Source organism: Sphingomonas alpina, assembly GCF_014490665.1.
In the GTDB taxonomy this organism is placed as follows: Bacteria; Pseudomonadota; Alphaproteobacteria; order Sphingomonadales; family Sphingomonadaceae; genus Sphingomonas; species Sphingomonas alpina.
Genome location: NZ_CP061038.1, coordinates 239,549 through 257,773, shown reverse-complemented (window position 1 = coordinate 257,773; position 18,225 = coordinate 239,549). Strand labels below are relative to the sequence as shown.

Here is an 18,225-nt window from a genome sequence, read left to right as displayed (position 1 = left end):
CCATCAACCTGATCGAGAAGAGCTTCGATTGCGAGTTGTGCGTCGGCCCGCCCGGCGACTCAAGCTTTGGTCGCCCGGGAGATCGGCGAGCTCTCGCTGAGAGCGGATCTACACGGCCCCGGTACCGCTCCAATCGTTGAAGTCCGCAATGCCGGCCGCTCTTCAACAAATGATGGTGCCGAAATTCAATCTCGGCAGTTGTTTTTTCTATACGGGCTCGTACGATCCTGTTCAGGCCGATACAGCCCATGAGGAGAGAACTTGGCATGCGCACGATGAAACTCGCCTTCGCGATCACCGCGCTGCTCGCTTCATCGACGCTGCAGGCCCAGGCCATTGACGACACCGGATTCCTCGAATTTCCGATAGTGACCGACATCAGTGCCGCGACGGTGCCGGCCTTCGCCTGGCTGGTGCGCCAAGGCGAAAGCAGCACGCTGATGGTCGCGCGCGTGCCGGACTTCAAGCCAGTGAAGCTGTTCGCCCAAGCCGATGTCGACGGACAGCCGATCAGCAGCGTTTCGATCTCGCCGGACGGCAAGTTCGTTGCGTTCCAGACCGGTGTCCCGTTCAGCGGAAGCGGGGAAGGCTTCAACCCCGCCAGCCTGATCGAAGCCCCGAAGGTGACGCTCTGGGTGGTGGCAGCCGCCGCCGGCGCCAAGCCCGTCAGGATCGGCGCTGGCGCCGATCCCAAATTCACGGCCGACGGGAAGCGGATGCTGTACCGGCAGGGGCGTGATCTCTGGGCGGTCGACCTTGCGGACTCGTCGACGAAGCCGGCGATGCTGGTGCCGGGTGGGGCCGCATTTGGCCAGGCGGTGTGGACCAAGGACGGCAGATCGATGATCTTCGCGCAGGATCGCGGTGGCTGGTCCTTTCTAGGCCGGTACACGCTGGGCGAGGACCGGATTCACTGGCTGGTCACGGGCGCAGACCGGCTGAGCTCACCGGTGCTTTCGCCGGACGGCGCGACCGTCGCCTATCTCCGCTGGCCCGGCAGCGAGCACACGGTCACCGAGGATCTGCTCGAAAACCGACCGTTCGCGGTCGAGACCGTCGATATCGCCAACGGACAGGTGCGCACGCTGTATGGGGCAAAGGGCAAGGCGGGGTCGCAATTGTCGGACGACCCGGAAGGGGTCCTGCGCTGGGCTGATGATCGCAACATCGTGGTCCGGTCGGAACAGGATGGCTGGGCGCGGCTCTATGCGGTCGCGCGCAGCGGCGGCGCACCGCGCGCGCTCACACCGACGAACTGCGAGGTCGCGGAAAGCGAGTTGGCTGCCCCCGATACGCTGTTCGTGGTCCATAATTGCCGCGACATCGACACGCGCCAGCTTTCCAGCATCACCGTATCGTCGGGCCGGGAGCACGCGATCCCGAGCCAGGACGTGGTCATGGGCCTGGCCGGCGCGGTCGGTGACGGACGCTATGTCGCGTTCACCGGCAGCAATGCCGAGGATGCACCATTGCTGCGCGTGCTGGACCTGAAATCGGGCAAGCTGGCGCTGGCTGAAAAGCCGTCCGATTATGGCTACAGCCACCGCTTCAGTGCCCCGGCGCCGAAGGTGGTTCGGATCAAGGCGAGCGATGGCGGCACCGTGCCGGTGCAGCTGTTCCTGCCGGGCACGCCAGGGCCCCACCCAGCCTTGGTCTATGTCCATGGCGGCCCGCCACGGCAGATGTTCCCCGCCTTTCACTTCAGCGGCTATTATGCCAGCGACTTCGCAGTGAACCGGCATCTCGCCGAACTCGGCTATGTCGTGGTCAGCGTCAATTATCGTTCCGGCGTCGGATATGGCCGCGATTTCCGCGAGGCGCCGGGGCGTGGCTGGCGCGGTGCGTCCGAATATAATGACGTGCTTGGTGCCGGGCGTTGGCTGGCGCAGCGCAGCGATGTCGATCGCAAGCGGGTCGGTATCTGGGGCGGGTCCTATGGCGGGCTGCTCACCGGCCAGGCCTTGGCGCGCAATTCGGACGTGTTCGCGGCCGGGGTCGCAATCCACGGCGTGTTCGACTGGTCATGGCCGTCGCCGACACCGGGACACCAGAATCCGAGCAAGGTGTTCGGTGTCGGCGAGGCCGACAAGCCGCTGGCGTTCCGGTCGTCGCCGCTCGGTGCCATTGAAGGCTGGAAATCGCCCGTGCTGCTGGTGAGCGGCGACCGCGACATGAATGTGGATGTGCTCGAGACGATCGACCTGAATCAGAAGCTGCGCGCCAAAGGCGTGGACGTGCGCACGGTGATCATCCCGGGCGAGGCCCATGATATGATCCGCCATTCCAGCTGGCTCAAATTATGGGCCGAGAGCCGCCATTTCCTCCAGGAGAAGCTTGAGAAATAGGGGTTCCACCGGGCTGCCCCTGCGGCACAGGCCGGTGGACCCGGTCGTGGCGGAAATCCGTGCTCTTCACCGGAGCAGATAGTCGGCCTTTTGTCGCTTTACTTCCCGGCGACCCACTGCTGATCGGCAACGATGGGGACGAGACTCCCCCGTTCAGTGATCATCGCAAGATTGACACCCTCGACAGGCTTGAGTAGCGCCCTACTCATTAAGATATGGTATATCATTCCATACAATTGGGGGTAATGATTTTGCGGCATTGGGCAATCAAAGGATTCTCTGTCTTCTCATTGGTCAATGCCTGCGCGCCCTATGCGGCGGCACAGGAGCTGCCGGCGGATCGCCCCGATCAGCAAGCTCAATTGGAAACGGAGGGCCGCAGGAAGTCCGACAGCGACAAGGCACCCGGCGACATCATCGTCACCGGTTCGCTGATCCGCGGCTTGCCGAAGGAATATGTCGCCAGCCCGATGTTCAGCTATGATCAGGCCGATATCGTGCATTCCGGGGCAGGCTCGGTTTCGGAATATATGCTCACGATCCCGCAGAATTTCACTGGCGACCTGAGCGAATTCGCCACGACCGGTGCCGGCATCGGCAGCCCACTGGGCGATGCGACCACTTATAATCAGTTCGACGGTTTCGCGGGCTTCGCACTCCGCGGCTTGGCATCGGATGCAACGCTGACCCTGCTCAACGGGCGGCGCATGCCTTCGGTCGGCCTGACCGAAGCGCCGACCGTATCGACCATTCCATCAATGCTGATCGAGCGCATCGACATCATTCCCGACGGCGCTTCCGCGACCTATGGCGCCGATGCGGTCGCCGGTGTCGTCAATATCGTGACCCGCAAGCCGACCAGTGGCCTCGAACTGCAGGTGCGCGGCGCAACCGCGACGCGGACCGGCAAGGAGGATGTCCAGATCAGCGGGCTAGCCGGGCATTCCTGGGGCAGCGGCAATGTCTATGGCATGGCGATGTACCAGAAACGCTCGCCCTTTATCGGCGACCCGGTCGATGTCTCGGGCGAAGCGCTGCAGGTCACACAGCTCCCGAACGAACGGCTCACCGATCTTTACGGCGGCATTCAGCAGGACCTGGGCGACCTCACCTTCTCGATCGACGCGTCCCGGTTCCAGCGTGACCGCGATTCCCGCCAGATCTTCCTTGACGAGCCTGCTTTCAACCGGGTGTTCAAGACCCGCACGACCGGTGTGTCGATCTATAACGGGGTTCATTGGCAAGGTCAGGGGTCCACCGCGCTTGACCTGACGGTGGACTATCACCGCACCCATACCGACGGCAGCTCGAGCCGGGTCGGGCGACCGCCCAGTTCACGCGAATCCACCAACACATTGTTTGTCGCGGAACTGCGCGGCCAGACCACGCTGGCGACCTTGCCGGGCGGCCCCGTGCTGGTCGCCGGCGGCTTCCAGTATCGCGCCGAGACGCTGCGCACCGATGCGACGATCTTCTTCAATCGCAATGGCGGCACACGCAAGGTCAAGTCGGTGTTCGGCGAAGTGAATGTGCCGATCATCGGCGCGGACCAGAATGTGCCGCTGATCCGCTCGCTGACCCTGTCGGCTGCCGGGCGGTATGAGGATCTGGGGTTCGACCGGACATTCTCGCCCAAGATCGGGCTGCGCTGGCAGGTTGACCGATCGATCGCGCTGCGCGGTACCTATGCGCGGTCATTCCTTGTGCCCCGGTTCCGCAGCACGATCGGCATCGCCGAACAGGTATCGTTCGGCCTTTACGATTATAAATTCCTCGACCCGAAGGATCAGAACCCCGCCCTCCCCGCCGGTCAGGCGCTGGTGATGTTCCGTGCTGGTGCGAATCCCGATCTCAAGACGCAAAAGGCCGATACCTTCACCGTCGGTGTGGATGTCACACCGACCTTCATCCCCAATCTCACGGTCAAGGCCGGCTATTACCGGGTTCGCATTTCCGGCCGCGTCGGCACCCCCTCGCCCGACGACAGCCTGTCGGTGAAGGATCTGCAGGTCTTCAACATCGCCAACCCTACCCCCGCGCAAGTGAAGCAGGTGATCGAAAACCCGGACGTGTTCCGCCGGTTCGCGGAAGTCCCGTCGATCAATGGCGGCGATCTCACTTTCTTCGACAGCGCCGGCCAGGTGCCGGCCGCGCTGTTGTCCCAAGTGCAGCTGATCGCCGACATCAGGGCACAGAATTTCGCGGTGGAGTCCACCAATGGCCTCGACCTCGATCTTGCCTATCGCACCAAATTGTTCGGCGGCACCGCGATGGTGAACCTGACCGGCCAATATATTCTCGGCCTTGATCTCAAGGCCGGTGGCTCAACCGCGATTTCGCGGCTCGATGGCTATGCCAAGCCCGCCGATCTGCGGCTGAATGGTACCATCGCCTGGGGGCGGGGCGGCGTCTCGATCGGATCGGTGGTGAATTATGTCGATGGCTTCACCGACGATCGACCCGACCAGCCGATCCGGAGCGTCGGGTCCTATACGACGGCCTCATTGTTCCTGAGTTTCGATCTGGGCCACCTCCTGGACGCGCCGCTGTTCGCGGACAGCCAGGTGCAACTCGTCGTCGCCAATCTGTTCGACCGACAGCCTTCGCGCGTGATTGACGGGGTGGTGGGCTATGATCCGTACAACAACCCGCCCAACCCCCGAACGGTGGGAGTGACTGTAAGCAAGCGGTTCTGAATGGCCGACCTTACCCTGTCACAGGATCACTCCAATGCGTCGGCGCGTCGCGGGCTGCGCCATCGGACGGCATAGGGCAACGCGAACATGTACAGGCCGCTGAACAGGAGCAGGAAGAGCGGGAGCAGTGGCGAATAAGTCACCCAGAGCGGAGGCTCTCCCCATATCCGGGCAACGAAATTGGCGATGACGGTCAGCGTAAAGACAATCGACAGCCAGCGATGGGTCTGCCGGATCCAATTGTTCCAGGTCAATGTTCTTCCTTTCGAAAATGCGCCGAAGCGGGTCGATCAACGCGACGTGTTCAGTGCGACGGCGGCGCGAACCAGCACCTTCAGCGCGTCCTCGTCGATCGTCTCGCCCTCATGAAAATCGATCGCGCGCCGGGTATTGCCGTCAAGGCTCGAATTGAAGAGGCCCGACGGGTCTTCGAGCGCAGCGCCCTTGGCAAAGGTCATCTTCACCGCCGCCTTATAGGTCTCGCCAGTACAGACCATGCCACCATGATACCACACCGGCACTCCGCGCCACTTCCACTCCTCGACCATGTCGGGATCGGCCTGCCGGATCAGGGCACGGATTCGGGACAGTAGCTCGCCCCGCCAGTCGCCCAGTTCCCGGATCCGCTCATCGATCATTCGAGACGGAGAATAGGCTTCCCCGGACTCGCTCTTGCTCATCGGAACTCTCCCTGACTTTCGCTTCCGCCGACGGATCTCAATCCAGCCGCGCCACTGCCTTCTCCAGATTGGCGAGATGTTCCGCCCAGCCATATTTGGCGCCGTTGAAGGCCTGTTTCTGATCCGGCCGGAAGCCAACCTGTTCCATGCGCAACAGCGTTCCCGCACCGGTCGGAATCAGCGTGAGGGTCACCACGCTCTTCAGCGCATAGGCCGGATCGTCATGCGCATAATCCCAAGTGTAGGACAGCGTCTCGTGCGGCTCGGCAATGAGCACTTCACACGTCACGCCGCCCCAGTCGCCGCTGAGATTGAAGCGATGGCCGACGACAGGAGCGAAATCGTCATTCCGCATCAGCCACTCCTGAATCAGATGCGGCTGAGTGAGCGCCCGCCAGATCTTTTCCGCCGGATACGCGATCTCGCGCTCGACAGTGACGGAACGTGTTTCAGTCGTCGTATCGGTCATTGATCCATCCTTTTCAGTAAATCCTCGAGATGGTCGAACCGGTTCTCCCAGAACCCGGCCATCTCCTTGGTCCAGTCGATCAGTGGGGACAGCGCATCGAGTTGCGCGCTGTAATGATTCTGCCGGCCCTCGTGACGGTCGCGTACCAGCCCGGCCTCTTTCAGCACGCCGAGATGTTTCGAGACGGCCGGTTGCGAGACGCCGGCGCGCGCGGTCAGCGCGCTGACCGTCTGCTCCCCGTCACGGCACAGCCGCTCGAAAATGGCGCGCCGCGTTGGGTCGGCGAGCGTCCGAAAGAGGACATCATGAGTAACGGGCACGCGCAATCAATAACCCCCCAGCTATGAATTAACCCATAGCCAGCGAGTTATATGTTAGTCAAGCCACATATGCGGCGGAGGCGATCGCGCGTTTCAGCGCAGCTATTCCGGCCTCCGCCGAGGTTTCCGCGATGTTGGCAAATCCCAGCATCAGGGCATCACCCGTCCGGTGCGCGATCGACTGGGCGGACAGCGCGGACACCCATAATCCCTTGGCGCGGGCTAGGCTCACAAGGTCGATGTCCGGGCCATGGCCACTGAGTTCCGCAATGAGATGGAGTCCGCCTTGCTGGTTCCGGATCGTCACCGCATCGCCAAAGGCCGATTTCAGTGCGGCGCCCAGCGCCCGGCGGCGCAAATCATATTTCGCCCGCATGCGCCGCAAGTGGCGTGAGAAATGGCCATCGGCGATGAAGCCTGCGAGCACCGTCTGCATGAATTCCGCCTCGCCGCGGTGCATCAGCGTCGCGGCCTCGACCGCGGCGCGCGTGAACGCTTCCGGGACCACCAGGAAGCCGAGGCGCAGGCTGGGCAGCAGCGTCTTGCTGAAGCTTCCGGCAAAGAACACGCGGTCGCCGGCATCCAGGCTTTTCAGTGCGACGGGCCTGAACCCGAGATAATGGAATTCGCTGTCATAATCGTCCTCGACGATCCAGCTATCGGCCTGCCCGGCCCAGTCGAGCAGCATCCGGCGCCGCTCTGGCGCAAGGGTGATATTGAGCGGGCTTTGATGCGACGGCGTCACCACCGCGAGCCGGGCGTCGGGAGCCAGCCTGATCCCCTCCTCCACCCGCAAACCCCGAGCATCGACCGGAACCGGGATCACACGTGCCGACTTCGCCGCCAGCGCCTCGCGGGCAAAAGAATAGCCGGGATCCTCGAACCAGACCTTGTTCCCCTCGCGCAAAGTCAGTCGCGTCGCGAGGTCGAGCGCGCCCTGATAGCCCGGCGTGATGAAGATCTGTGCCGGATCGCAGGCAAAGCCCCGCGCCACGGCGAGATACCCGGCAATGGCCTCGCGCAGTGCCGGCAATCCGGCGGGCAAAGGATGATGCGGCATCCGCGACGACAATCTCCGCGCGGTTTGCGATACGAGGCGCGCCCAATGCGCATAGGGAAACAGATCGAGCGCAGGCAGGCCGATATGAAAGCGGGTTGGAAAATCCCGGCTGGTCGATACCGTCGGCGGCGTTGCGGGAACCGCTCTTGGCCGCGTCACCAGCACGGGAGAGACGATCGTGCCCCGGGATCCGCGCGCGATGATGAACCCCTCGCCGATCAATCGCGCATAGACCGCGTCCACCGTCCCCCGCGCCACGCCAAGTTCGGACGCCAGCGTCCGGATCGACGGCAACCGCGCGCCCGGCGCCAGACGCCCGGACACGATCGCCTGGCGGATATCGCTATGGATACGGGACTGGAGCGTGCCGTCCCGGCGCCGGTCGATAGTAAACAAGGCTGGTTCGCGCGCCGCCATGGCCCAGTCATTATCCCGGAAACTGGCTCAATACTATGGGACAAACCTGTGCTTAGCAGGATGGCGTCCGGGACCGTCACATGGCCACCGGCCCTTGCAGAGGACCTGATGACCATAGCCACCCAAGAAACCGCCAGCCCATTTGCCGCGTCCCGCCGGACCGTTGCAGTCATCATTGCCGGCATTCTGGCTTATCCGTTTTTGCTGCAATTCTTCCGCCTCGCCGGCCGTGCCACGGGCGATGCAGGGATGGCGTGGCCGAGCGTCGTGGCATGGACCGGCGTGGTGCTGTTCATGGCCCTGGCCTTTGCGCTGCCGATAATGGGCTTCTTCCTGGCCCGGGCCAGCAGCGAGCTTCCGCTGTCGGAGCAGGCGCTGTTTCAGCGCAGGGCCGCGCATCTCGCCTTCGCGACACCGTCGCTATATGTCGCCGCCGGCGGCTATGCCGGTCTGGTGAAACTCAGCGCGCAGGAAACGCTGCTGTGGATCGGGCTGTGGCTCGCGGTGGCGGCGCTGCTGTTCTGGCGCACACCGGCACGCGAGCGCGCCGCGGCCACCGCCGGTGCCCCGTCATGGCTCCCGGTCGTGCACGGCTCCGTCGCGGCCGCGCTGGTGCTGATCTTCCTGGCCGGTCATCTGACCAATCATTTGAGTGCCTTGTTAGGCCTCGAGGTGCAGCGCGCGATCATGCACACTTTGCGGCTCTGGTACCGGTCGTCGCTGGTGCAGCCGATCCTGGTCGCCGGCTTCCTCTTCATGATCGGCAGCGGCCTGCTGCTCGCCCGCGCCCGCACCACCACCTATACCGACAGGCTGGGCACGCTGCAGACGCTGACCGGCATCTATCTCGCGGCGTTCCTCTTCTCCCACCTCACTTCGGCCTTCTCCGCCCGGTCGCGCGGCATCGACACCGACTGGCTCTGGGCCACATCAGCGCCCGAAGGCCTGCTTGCCGGCTATGTCCGGCTCATCCCGCATTACACGCTGGGCGTCGCCTGCCTGATCACGCATCTCGGATGCGGGCTGCGCGTGATCCTGTTGCACCACGGCGTCGCCCGCCGGACTGCGGACCGGATCGCCTGGTCGATCGCGGCCGGCGGGGCGCTCCTTGCCAGCCTGATCATGGCCGGGATGCTCGGCCTGCGGCTCTAAATCAGAAGGCGGGCAGCACCGCGCCCTTGTAATGCGTCTCGATAAAGGTGCGTGTCGCGGGGCTGCGCAGCGCCGCGATCAGCTTCACCACGCGCGGGTCCTTGTCCTCGCCGGCCCGGCCAACGACGAAATTCACATAAGGCGATTTCGCGTCCTCGATCAGCAGCGCGTCGCGCACCGGGTTTAGCTTCGCATCGAGCGCATAATTGGTGTTGATCAGCGCCAGGTCGAGCTGGTCGAGCACGCGCGGCAAGGTCGCCGCCTCAAGCTCCTTGAACTGCAGCTTCTTCGGATTGGCGACGATGTCTCGCAACGTCGACAGCGGGTTGGTCGGGTTCTTCAGCTGGATCAGACCGGCGCGCTGCAGCAGCAACAAGGCGCGGCCCTCATTGCTCGCTTCATTCGGGATCGCGACGGTCGCGCCGGCGGGAAGCGCCGCGAGCGATTTCCATTTGTGCGAATAGCCGCCCAGTGGTTCGACATGGATACCGGCATAAGCGACCAGCTTGGTGCCGCGCGCTGCGTTGAATTCGTCGAGATACGGCCCGGTCTGGAAATAATTCACGTCGATCTGGCGCTGGTCGACCTGCAGATTGGGCTGCACATAATCGTTGAACACGCGGATCTGCAGGTCGACGCCCTGCTTGGCCAGCGCCGGCTTCACCGATTCCAGAATCTCGGCATGCGGCACCGCGGTCGCGGCAACCGTCAGGGTCTTGCCGTCCTTCGGCGCCCCGCCCCCGAACAGGCGGCGATGAGGAATAAGGGAAAAGCAGCAAGCAACAGGCGGCGGTTCATGGGAATTTCCTGATCTAGCGGTGCGTGAAATGCCGGGTCAGCCGGTCGCCGCCCAGTTGGATCGCCTGGACGAGCAGGACCAGCAAGGTAACGGTGACGACCATGACGTCGGTCTGGAACCGTTGATAGCCGAAGCGGATCGCAAGATCGCCCAGCCCGCCTGCGCCGACCACCCCGGCCATCGCGGTGAACGAGACCAGCGCGACCGCGGTGACGGTCGCGCCGGAAACGATGCCGGGCATCGCCTCGGGGATCAACGCCCCGGTCACGATCTGGCGCGTGGTCGCGCCCATCGCCTGCGCCGCCTCGATCGTGGTGCGGTCGACTTCGCGCAGCGCCGCCTCGACCAGCCGCGCATAGAAAGGCGCCGCGCCGATCACCAGCGGCGGGATCGCCCCGACCACGCCAAGCGACGTGCCGACCAGCGCCACCGTCAGCGGGATCATCACGATCAGCAGGATGATGAACGGAACCGAGCGCAGAACGTTGACGATGGTGCCGATCACCGCATTGGCGACGCGGTTCTGCGCAATCTGGCGCTCGGCGGTCAGATAGAGCAACACGCCCAGCGGCAGGCCAAGCAATATGGTCAGCACCAGCGACCCGCCAAGCATGGCCAGTGTGTCGAGACAGGCGCGGCCGATATCCGCCCAGTCGACATTGGAGAACCAGCCGCTCATGCGCCAAGCGCCGCAAGCATGCGCCGGGTGGCGGGGTGCGTCGCTCCGGCGAAAATCTCCGCCACGCTGCCGGTCTCGGCCACACGGCCCTGCTCGAGCACCGCGACCCGGTCACACACCGTGCGCACCACCTCCATCTCATGCGTGATCAGCACGATCGTCAGCCCCAGTTCCTGGTTCAGCTCGCGCAGCAAGGCGAGCACGCTGCGCGTCGTTTCGGGATCGAGCGCACTGGTCGCCTCGTCGCACAACAGGATGTCGGGCCCGGTCGCCAGCGCCCGCGCAATGCCGACGCGTTGCTTCTGCCCGCCCGACAGCTGCGCTGGATATTTGTCGGCATGATCGCCCAGGCCCACGCGATCGAGCAATGCCGCGACCCGGGCGTCACGCTCGCTGCGCGCCACGCCGGCGAGTTTCAGCGGAAAGGCGACATTGGCGGCGACTGTCCGCGACGAGAGCAGCCCGAAATTCTGGAAGATCATCCCGATCCGCCGCCGCAGCGCGCGCAACGCCGCCGGCGCAAGCGCCGCCACATCGGTACCCTCGATCTCCACCCGCCCGTCGCTCGGCTTTTCCAGTGCATTGATCAGCCGGATCAGCGTCGACTTCCCCGCGCCCGATGGCCCGATCACCCCAAACACCTCGCCGCGCGAGATCGACAGCGTCACGCCATCCAGCGCCGCGCCGCCCGCGCCCGCAAAGTGCTTCCGAACATCCCTCAACTCGATCATGCCGTACCCATCACCTGTGCCGCGAAGCGCTCCATTTCCTCGGCCTGCGGGCTCATCTGTAGCAGCAACAGGCCTAGCCCGGCCGCTTCATATTCTTCGATCCGCTCGCGCAACTGCTCCGGCGTCCCGACCAGATTGGGGCGCAGCCCGCGATTGGACACCGAATATTCCTGGATCTTCAGCTCGCGCTCAAGCTGCGTGCCCGACAGCCACTGGTCGAAATTGGCATAGCCCGCCGGCAGGTCGGTCACATCGGTAATCCGCGCCAGCTCGCGCTGCGCTTCCGCCTCGCTGTCGCGCACGATCGCATAGGCGGCCATGCCGTATTGCATCGGCACGCCGCCAGCCGCGGCGCGGCGTTCGGCCATATCGGCAATCTTCGGCGCGATCGCCTCGACCGGGTCGCCATGCATGACATAGGCATCGCACTGCGCGGCGATCATCGCCTTGGCCTTGTCGCTCTCGCCCCCGGCATAGACGGTCGGCCGCCTGACCGGCTTGGGCGCGCAGATCGCGTCCTCGGTGCGGTAGAATTGCCCCTCGAAGCTGAATCTCTCCTCGGTCCACAGGCCATCGACGACGCGCAGCCATTCCTCGGTGCGGGCATAGCGGTCGTCATGCTGGTCGAACTGCAGGCCATATTGCCGCGCTTCGTCCGCCCACCAGGACGACACGACGTTGAGCGCAAGCCGCCCGCCGGCAATGCGGTCGATATTGGCGGCGGCCTTGGCGAACAGCGCCGGGTGATGGAAATTGGGCCGCACCGCGACCATCAGTTCGATCGTCTCGGTCACTGCGGCCAGCGCCGCCGCGGTCGACCAGGCATCGAGCGCGGGCTGTTCGACGCCCTTGATGTCATTGAGATTGAGCTCGGCGATCAGCGTCAAGTCATAGCCCAGCTGTTCCGACCGCTGCGCCAGTCGCTTCGCATAGTCCCAGCTCGCCTCCATGCCTTCATCGGGCACATTGCGCAGCCAGCCGCCGAACACCGGCATCCAATATCCATAGCGCATCAGCCGCGCGCCTCCCGGATCACCTGTACCAGATAATCGACCAGCCGGTCATGCGGGTCCCAGCCGAGCACATCGACGGGCTTCGCGACGAAATTGGACAGCGCATTGATATCGTAGAAGCGCGCGACCCCGTCGCGGTCATCGATCATCACTTCGACCCCGCCGATATCAAGCCCCGCCGCACGCGCAATCGCCTCGGCTGCCTGGGTCAGCACCGGCCCCGGATCGGCCGCGACCATAGGAATCGGCGCGCCCGGAACCTGGCAGGCATCGGCCGGGCACAGATCGAACGCACCGCCCCCGGCAATATCGAGCGCGTAGAGATAGGCGCGGTCGAGCGTCTCGATCCGCGTGATCGTGCCGTTTCGTGCCGGGACATAATCCTGCACCAGCAACACGCCATCGACGCTGGTGGGCAAAGTCCCGTCCGCGATCGCAGCGCGCAATTCGTCCATCGAGTCATAACGCGTGATGCCCGCGCCCGACCCGCCGATATTGGCTTTCACCACCAGCGGGAAGGACAGGGTCGCGGCGGCCGCTTCGATATCGGCGACGCGGTGCACCACCCGCGTCTCCGGAATGGCAAGCTCCAGGCTGGCGATCAGCGACAATTGCCGCGCCTTGGACGAATCGATCGCCAGCACCTCGGGCCCGTTGATCACCCGCGCACCGCCGCGGCGCCAGTGATCGAGCAGCGCCATGGTGTGGAAGATCGGATGCTCGCCGGCACGCAGGAAGCTCGACATGGCGATGCGGTTGAACACCACCGGCGCGGGCGGGCGCCGATCGGCCGGGTCGAAATGCCCGTCGGGGCGCAGCGCGACATGGCTCACCCCGCGCCGGTCGAGCGCGTCGAACAGCGGCACGAACCATGCGGGATGTTCGAACAGGACAGCCAGGTCGGTCACGAGATTTCACACGCCATACCGACCCGGCCTGCCACGCCACGCGCATCAATACCACCGAAGGCAGCTTGGGCAGCGGCAAGTTTTGGTTTTCGCGCCAAAATCCTGCACAGGCCGGCGTCCCCGTCCGATCAGGCGCGCTCGGCTTCCAGGAAGTCGGTGATGCGGTCCGGGTTGGGCTGGATGCCGTTCATCTGCAGCAGCGCCCCGATATTGCCGCGATGCCCGGCGCCATGCGACGCGACATGCAGGATCATCTCGCCGCGCGTCATCCGCGCAGGCGCGCCGTTCGAGAAGCTGAAGTCGATCGCTTCATCGACCATGTCCGGCGTGAGGCGATCGGTATAATCGACATACCAGGCCCCGATCGAGCGGGACTTGTCCACCAAGGTTTCGAACGACGGCAGCACCGCCGAACGCGGCACGGCATAGGCATGACCTCGCGCTTCGAGATTATGGCTGAAAATCTCATCGACCGTCTGGATGTGATCGAGCACGCGCAGGATCAGAATCTGATGCGGCTCGTCGAAGCGATCCATAGTGTCCGCAAGAACCGCGTTCAGGCCATCGGTCGACCAGCGCTTGTAACGCATCAATGTACGATAGGGGCAGGTGAGCATCTCTATACCTTTCATTCCGGGGGAAATTTGCCGTGCTCCGGCAGGTGGACATAATGCGAGCTATCGCTCATAATTGTCTACTCGCATGCCGATGGAGCACCGGACTTGGCCCGCAAGCCGCTCGTAAATCCCCGGAAAATGGCCTCTCAGGAGCGATCGCGCGCGACCGTCGATGCGCTGATCGAGGCGACGGCTCGCATTCTGGTCCGCGATGGGTTCGACAAGGCGAGCACCAATCGCATCGCCGAGGAAGCCGGCGTCAGCATCGGCTCGCTCTACCAATATTACCCGAGCAAGGAGGCGCTCGTCGCCGCCGTCATCGAGCGTCACAACCAGCAAACGATGCGGGTGGTGCGCGGCGCACTGGCGGAACTGGCGACGCTACCGGTCGAGCAGGCGGTGCGCAGCCTGGTCGCCATCGCGATCGAGGCGCACCGCATCGACCCCAGGCTGCACCGCGTCATCGCCGAGCAGATCCCGCGCGTGGGTCAGTTGGAAAATGTCGAGACCTTCAGCCGCGACAATTATGCGCTGTTCCGCGCCTATCTCGAGGCACATCGCGATGAACTGCGCATCGTCGATGCCGAGCTCGCCGCCTTTGTGTGCGTCACCTCGATCGAGGCGCTGACGCATATGGCGGTGCTGCACCGCCCCGACATCGCCTCCGACGATGCCGTCGCGACGCTGGTCGATGAGGCCACGCGGCTGATTGTTCGATATCTACGGGAGTGAGATGACTCTACGCACGCCCATGGCGGGCAGCGAGAGAGGTTTTGGCAAGTCCCGCCCGAGTCAGGACGGCCCGAAATGGAAGATGGAACCGAGGGTGTACTCGTTCGGGGAGCTCGACTTGTTGGTTTCCCGCCATTGCGAGGTCATGACAACCGGCGTCGTCTAGGGTTTGCGTTTCGTGTCAGGAGACGATGCATCGGAAATCTGTTCGACTGGTGTGTGTTCTGGCATGCTTCGAGGCCCCCCCTGCGTAGGACCTTCCTAGCTCTCCGGATACACATTCTCAAGAGTCGGCCCATATGGTGCCCATAGGGCGCCGACCCATATGGCGAGGAATATCTCCCTAATTGACCCACCTATATTGCTTCCCCGGCGAAGGCCGGGGCCCAGTCGGCAAGCATTTTTTGGCTGATGCTGCGCTTCGTTAGCTCGACCGTCTCGACTGGGCCCCGGCCTTCGCCGGGGAGGCATAAGAAGTGTCAGAATCAAAGCAGGTTAGTATAAACCTGCCGCCCAGAGCCCAACCCCTTCACGCAATCCCCCAGCGCGCCCGCACCACACGATCCAGCACCGCCAGCGGCATCGCTCCCTGCAGCAGCACGGCATGAAACTCCTTCAGGTCGAACCCTGGGCGCGTCTTCGCCGCATCGCGCAGCCGTTCCCAGGCGGTATGCCCGATCTTGTAGCTGCACGCCTGACCCGGCCAGACCGTGTAGCGATCGATCTCGCCCTGGCTGCGGCCCCGGGCGATGCCGGTGGTCGCGATCAGATGATCGGTCGCCTGTTCGCGGCTCCAGCGCTTGGCATGCATGCCGCTGTCGACCACCAGCCGCGTCGCGCGGAACAGCAGCGATTGCAGATAGCCCACCTGCCCGAGCGGATCGCCCTCATACATCCCCATCTCGTCGGCGAGCTGCTCCGAATAGAGCGCCCAGCCTTCCGAATAGCCGCTGAAGAAACCGCGCCGGCGGATCAGCGGGATATCGTCGCTTTCCAGCGCCAGCGTGACCTGCAGATGATGGCCCGGCACCGCTTCATGATGCGTCAGCGTCGCCAGGCCGAATTTGGGCCGGTCGAACGTGTCGCGCAGATTGATGTAATAGATCGCCGGCCGCGACCCATCGAGCGAGGCATTCTCATAATAGCCGCCCGGCGCGCCGGCCTGGATCGTCGGCGGCACGCGGCGCACCTCGACCGGCGCCTTGGGGAAGCTCGCAAACACTTCGGGCAGGCGCGCCTGCATCGCGATAATCTGCCGGTTGAGCTGCGCGAGCAGCGCGTCGCGGCCGGGATCGGTATTGGGATAAAGCTGATCGGGCCGCTCGTTCAGCGCCACCAGTCTTTGCCCGACCGTGCCCTGCGTCATCCCCTGCGTCTTCAATATGCCGTCGATCAGCGCACTGATCTCCGCGACCTGCGCCAGGCCGAGGCGATGGATCTCGTCGCCGCTCATCGGCACGGTGGTCGCCGCTTCGGCCGCCGCCGCATAATAGGCATCGCCATCGGGCAGCCGCCAGCATCCGGCGTCATGCACCGCCTTGGCGCGCAATTCAGTGACCAGCGCGCGCTGGCGTTCCAGTGCCGGAAACACCTTGTCGCGCACGATCGCTGTCGCGCGGGCGACGCGATCGGCCGGCAGGTTCGCGGCCTTCAGCTTCGTGGCGAAGGTCGCAACCATCACGGTCTGTTCGGCCGGCCGCTCCATCGCGCTACCGAGCTGCTTCAGGGTCGTGTCGAGGATATAGTCGGGCGCGAAGATGTTGCGGCTCGCGTCCGCGCGCTGGCGATCGGTGCTGTCGTCGATGCTTTTGGGGAATGCCTCGAGCCGCGCAAGATAGGCATCCGCCTCCGCCGCATCGCGCACCCGCGCCTGCGATTCGAGGAAGTCGGGGATATCGCGGTACGGCCCGGTCAGCTGGCTCAACACATAAGGCGCGAACCGGCCCAGGCTGCTGCCGTAAGGGAATTTCTCGGCGCCGGCGATCGCCCGGGTCAGCTGATAGGTCACGATCTCATGATCGAGCTTGGCTGCCGGCGACAGCCCATTGGTGTCGAACGCGCTGAGCTCGGCCAGTTCCGCCTTGGCGCGCTTCAGCTCGCGCGCCTGGCCGGCGGCGGATTCATCGCCCAGCTTCGCCTTCAGCGCGGCGCGGGCGCCCGAATCCAGCCCCAGCCGCGTCGCCTGTTCGGGCGACTCCTCGAGCCGGCCGTAGAAGAAGCGATCGAGCATCGCCCGCAACGCCGCATCGCCCTTCGCCCGCGCCGCGATGGCCCGGGCCGGGAGCCCGGCCGCAACAGAGGCAGCGGCGACGCCGGCGATGAATTGACGACGCTGCATGTGATGTCTCCCTGACGATGACTCGGTCCGACCATTTATATGGTTCGCCGGCATTATGGAGATGTCTGGCGATGCGGCCACCCCAAAAGCGCCGGGTCGAAAGCCCGTTCAGCGCATGCTCTGGTCATGCTTCTCTCCTTTAGGCAGGGTAGCTTGTATCCCCGCGGAGGCGGGGATCCAGTCTGGGCTCCCGCCTTCGCGGGAGCACAAAGGAAGGGGCGATCGCTCTCGACTGTGCCACCCCCTTGGGCGAAAGGGATAGGCACCTCTTGCAACCCCTTCGCGCAGCCCGTTCCCGGCAGCGATTCAACCGCCCCGCAACATCGGGCATGTCGCCCCCGCCGACTGACACCGGCACGCTCTTTGACATGACTGGAAAATATCGAACGATTCTGCGCTGGCTGTTTCGATCAGAACAGCCAGCATCGTTCGCTGTTCGCTGGCTGATACCTGGCTGTTAGCTGGCTGTTAGCTGGCTGTTATCCGATAACAGCCAGCCCCTATCCAAACCCTTGAGAATGAACCGTAAATCCTCGCTCAAAGTCCAACATAACAGCCAGCAAAAATGTTTTGCGAAATAACAGCCAGGAACAGCCAGCACATCCGCGCTATGAAGACTCGCCATTGCCGTAGAACAGCTCGCCGATGCGGATTTCCCCACGCCCGCTGGCAACCCGGTGCGCATTGCTGTCGCGAAGCGAATAGATGCAGCCGCAATATTCCTGCTGATAGAATTGCTCGCGCTTGGAAATCTCGATCATCCGCGACGCGCCACCGCCCTTGCGCCAGTTGAAGGTCCAATAGGCCAGGCCGGGATAAGGCGCCGCCGCGCGTTCCCCGCTGCCGTTGATCTGCGCCATGTCCTTCCAGCGCGAAATGCCGACCGATGACGTGATCACCGGAAAGCCATGCTCATGCGCGTGCAGCGCGGTGCGTTCGAAGCGCATGTCGAAACACATGGTGCAGCGCAGCCCACGCTCGGGCGCCCATTCCATGCCCTTGGCGCGTTTGAACCAGTTCACCGTGTCGTAATCGGCATCGACGAACGGCACGCCATGCTGTTCGGCAAAGCGGATATTCTCGTCCTTGCGGAGGAGATATTCCTCCTTCGGGTGGATGTTCGGATTGTAGAAGAAGATTGTGTAATCGATGCCGCTTGCCGTCATCGCTTCCATCACTTCGCCCGAACAGGGCGCGCAGCAACTGTGCAGCAGGACCTTTTTCTGCCCATCGGGGGGCGTGAGAATGGGGCGGTCGATAAGGGTCATG

17 protein-coding genes are annotated in these 18,225 nt (G+C 64.0%); 4 read left to right on the top strand and 13 right to left on the bottom strand.

Annotated elements, in window-relative coordinates:
- The first annotated feature begins 266 nt into the window (after positions 1 to 266).
- Positions 267 to 2,345, top strand: coding sequence for a S9 family peptidase (locus H3Z74_RS01080; protein WP_187762192.1), 2,079 nt, complete (start codon positions 267 to 269; stop codon positions 2,343 to 2,345).
- A gap of 290 nt (positions 2,346 to 2,635) precedes the next feature.
- Positions 2,636 to 5,041, top strand: coding sequence for a TonB-dependent receptor plug domain-containing protein (locus tag H3Z74_RS01075; protein WP_187762191.1), 2,406 nt, complete (start codon positions 2,636 to 2,638; stop codon positions 5,039 to 5,041).
- 26 nt (positions 5,042 to 5,067) lie between these two features.
- Here the strand turns inward: H3Z74_RS01075 and H3Z74_RS01070 are convergent, their stop codons facing one another.
- The 5 genes from H3Z74_RS01070 to pdxR are packed head-to-tail and all read right to left on the bottom strand — an operon-like array spanning position 5,068 to position 7,987.
- Complete coding sequence (locus H3Z74_RS01070; RefSeq protein WP_187762190.1) at positions 5,068 to 5,295, bottom strand: hypothetical protein; 228 nt, start codon at positions 5,293 to 5,295, stop codon at positions 5,068 to 5,070.
- Positions 5,296 to 5,331: 36 nt separating this feature from the next.
- Positions 5,332 to 5,721, bottom strand: a complete 390-nt coding sequence (locus H3Z74_RS01065) for a DUF1801 domain-containing protein (RefSeq protein ID WP_187762189.1) — start codon at positions 5,719 to 5,721, stop codon at positions 5,332 to 5,334.
- Between the two features lie 37 nt (positions 5,722 to 5,758).
- A complete protein-coding gene (locus H3Z74_RS01060; RefSeq protein ID WP_187762188.1) occupies positions 5,759 to 6,190 on the bottom strand; it encodes an SRPBCC family protein in 432 nt (143 codons plus the stop codon).
- Entirely contained in the window at positions 6,187 to 6,510 is a 324-nt protein-coding gene (locus H3Z74_RS01055) for an ArsR/SmtB family transcription factor (protein ID WP_187764106.1), read from the bottom strand. The genes H3Z74_RS01060 and H3Z74_RS01055 overlap by 4 nt, the downstream gene beginning before the upstream one ends.
- Positions 6,511 to 6,568: 58 nt before the next feature.
- Positions 6,569 to 7,987, bottom strand: a complete 1,419-nt coding sequence (gene pdxR, locus H3Z74_RS01050; RefSeq protein WP_187762187.1) for a MocR-like pyridoxine biosynthesis transcription factor PdxR — start codon at positions 7,985 to 7,987, stop codon at positions 6,569 to 6,571.
- Between the two features lie 108 nt (positions 7,988 to 8,095).
- On the opposite strand from pdxR, the gene H3Z74_RS01045 reads away from it, so the two are divergent.
- A complete protein-coding gene (locus tag H3Z74_RS01045; protein WP_187762186.1) occupies positions 8,096 to 9,139 on the top strand; it encodes a hypothetical protein in 1,044 nt (347 codons plus the stop codon).
- A 1-nt stretch (position 9,140) separates the two neighbouring features.
- Here the strand turns inward: H3Z74_RS01045 and H3Z74_RS01040 are convergent, their stop codons facing one another.
- From H3Z74_RS01040 to H3Z74_RS01015, 6 genes are all read right to left on the bottom strand, one after another.
- Entirely contained in the window at positions 9,141 to 9,830 is a 690-nt protein-coding gene (locus H3Z74_RS01040) for a MetQ/NlpA family ABC transporter substrate-binding protein (protein ID WP_229726810.1), read from the bottom strand.
- Between the two features lie 121 nt (positions 9,831 to 9,951).
- Entirely contained in the window at positions 9,952 to 10,617 is a 666-nt protein-coding gene (locus tag H3Z74_RS01035) for a methionine ABC transporter permease (protein ID WP_187762185.1), read from the bottom strand.
- The gene (locus H3Z74_RS01030) at positions 10,614 to 11,348 is read right to left on the bottom strand and encodes a methionine ABC transporter ATP-binding protein (RefSeq protein ID WP_187762184.1); all 735 of its coding nucleotides are present in this window, start codon (positions 11,346 to 11,348) and stop codon (positions 10,614 to 10,616) included. Before H3Z74_RS01030 ends, H3Z74_RS01035 begins: the two co-directional genes overlap by 4 nt.
- Entirely contained in the window at positions 11,345 to 12,361 is a 1,017-nt protein-coding gene (locus tag H3Z74_RS01025) for an LLM class flavin-dependent oxidoreductase (RefSeq protein ID WP_187762183.1), read from the bottom strand. The genes H3Z74_RS01030 and H3Z74_RS01025 overlap by 4 nt, the downstream gene beginning before the upstream one ends.
- Complete coding sequence (locus tag H3Z74_RS01020; RefSeq protein WP_187762182.1) at positions 12,361 to 13,269, bottom strand: ATP-grasp domain-containing protein; 909 nt, start codon at positions 13,267 to 13,269, stop codon at positions 12,361 to 12,363. The genes H3Z74_RS01025 and H3Z74_RS01020 overlap by 1 nt, the downstream gene beginning before the upstream one ends.
- Before the next feature lie 128 nt (positions 13,270 to 13,397).
- Positions 13,398 to 13,901: a DinB family protein gene (locus H3Z74_RS01015; RefSeq protein WP_187762181.1), complete on the bottom strand. Its 504-nt coding sequence runs from the start codon at positions 13,899 to 13,901 to the stop codon at positions 13,398 to 13,400.
- Positions 13,902 to 14,024: 123 nt separating this feature from the next.
- Here H3Z74_RS01015 and H3Z74_RS01010 point away from each other — a divergent pair, with 123 nt between their 5' ends.
- Positions 14,025 to 14,618, top strand: coding sequence for a TetR/AcrR family transcriptional regulator (locus H3Z74_RS01010; RefSeq protein ID WP_229726809.1), 594 nt, complete (start codon positions 14,025 to 14,027; stop codon positions 14,616 to 14,618).
- A gap of 529 nt (positions 14,619 to 15,147) precedes the next feature.
- On the opposite strand, the gene H3Z74_RS01005 is transcribed toward H3Z74_RS01010, so the two are convergent.
- Both H3Z74_RS01005 and H3Z74_RS01000 read right to left on the bottom strand, forming a co-directional pair.
- Positions 15,148 to 16,956: a DUF885 domain-containing protein gene (locus tag H3Z74_RS01005; protein WP_187762179.1), complete on the bottom strand. Its 1,809-nt coding sequence runs from the start codon at positions 16,954 to 16,956 to the stop codon at positions 15,148 to 15,150.
- 608 nt (positions 16,957 to 17,564) lie between these two features.
- Positions 17,565 to 18,224: an epoxyqueuosine reductase QueH gene (locus H3Z74_RS01000; RefSeq protein ID WP_187762178.1), complete on the bottom strand. Its 660-nt coding sequence runs from the start codon at positions 18,222 to 18,224 to the stop codon at positions 17,565 to 17,567.
- Between the last annotated feature and the right edge of the window lies 1 nt (position 18,225).

What these genes read in the sequence shown, in the direction of transcription:
- H3Z74_RS01080 (WP_187762192.1), top strand. Translation starts at nt 267, where the DNA reads ATGCGCACGATGAAACTCGCCTTCGCGATCACCGCGCTGCTCGCTTCA.
- H3Z74_RS01065 (WP_187762189.1), bottom strand. Translation starts at nt 5,721, where the DNA reads ATGAGCAAGAGCGAGTCCGGGGAAGCCTATTCTCCGTCTCGAATGATC.
- H3Z74_RS01060 (WP_187762188.1), bottom strand. Translation starts at nt 6,190, where the DNA reads ATGACCGATACGACGACTGAAACACGTTCCGTCACTGTCGAGCGCGAG.
- pdxR (WP_187762187.1), bottom strand. Translation starts at nt 7,987, where the DNA reads ATGGCGGCGCGCGAACCAGCCTTGTTTACTATCGACCGGCGCCGGGAC.
- H3Z74_RS01045 (WP_187762186.1), top strand. Translation starts at nt 8,096, where the DNA reads ATGACCATAGCCACCCAAGAAACCGCCAGCCCATTTGCCGCGTCCCGC.
- H3Z74_RS01035 (WP_187762185.1), bottom strand. Translation starts at nt 10,617, where the DNA reads ATGAGCGGCTGGTTCTCCAATGTCGACTGGGCGGATATCGGCCGCGCC.
- H3Z74_RS01030 (WP_187762184.1), bottom strand. Translation starts at nt 11,348, where the DNA reads ATGATCGAGTTGAGGGATGTTCGGAAGCACTTTGCGGGCGCGGGCGGC.
- H3Z74_RS01025 (WP_187762183.1), bottom strand. Translation starts at nt 12,361, where the DNA reads ATGCGCTATGGATATTGGATGCCGGTGTTCGGCGGCTGGCTGCGCAAT.
- H3Z74_RS01015 (WP_187762181.1), bottom strand. Translation starts at nt 13,901, where the DNA reads ATGAAAGGTATAGAGATGCTCACCTGCCCCTATCGTACATTGATGCGT.
- H3Z74_RS01010 (WP_229726809.1), top strand. Translation starts at nt 14,025, where the DNA reads ATGGCCTCTCAGGAGCGATCGCGCGCGACCGTCGATGCGCTGATCGAG.
- H3Z74_RS01005 (WP_187762179.1), bottom strand. Translation starts at nt 16,956, where the DNA reads ATGCAGCGTCGTCAATTCATCGCCGGCGTCGCCGCTGCCTCTGTTGCG.
- H3Z74_RS01000 (WP_187762178.1), bottom strand. Translation starts at nt 18,224, where the DNA reads ATGACCCTTATCGACCGCCCCATTCTCACGCCCCCCGATGGGCAGAAA.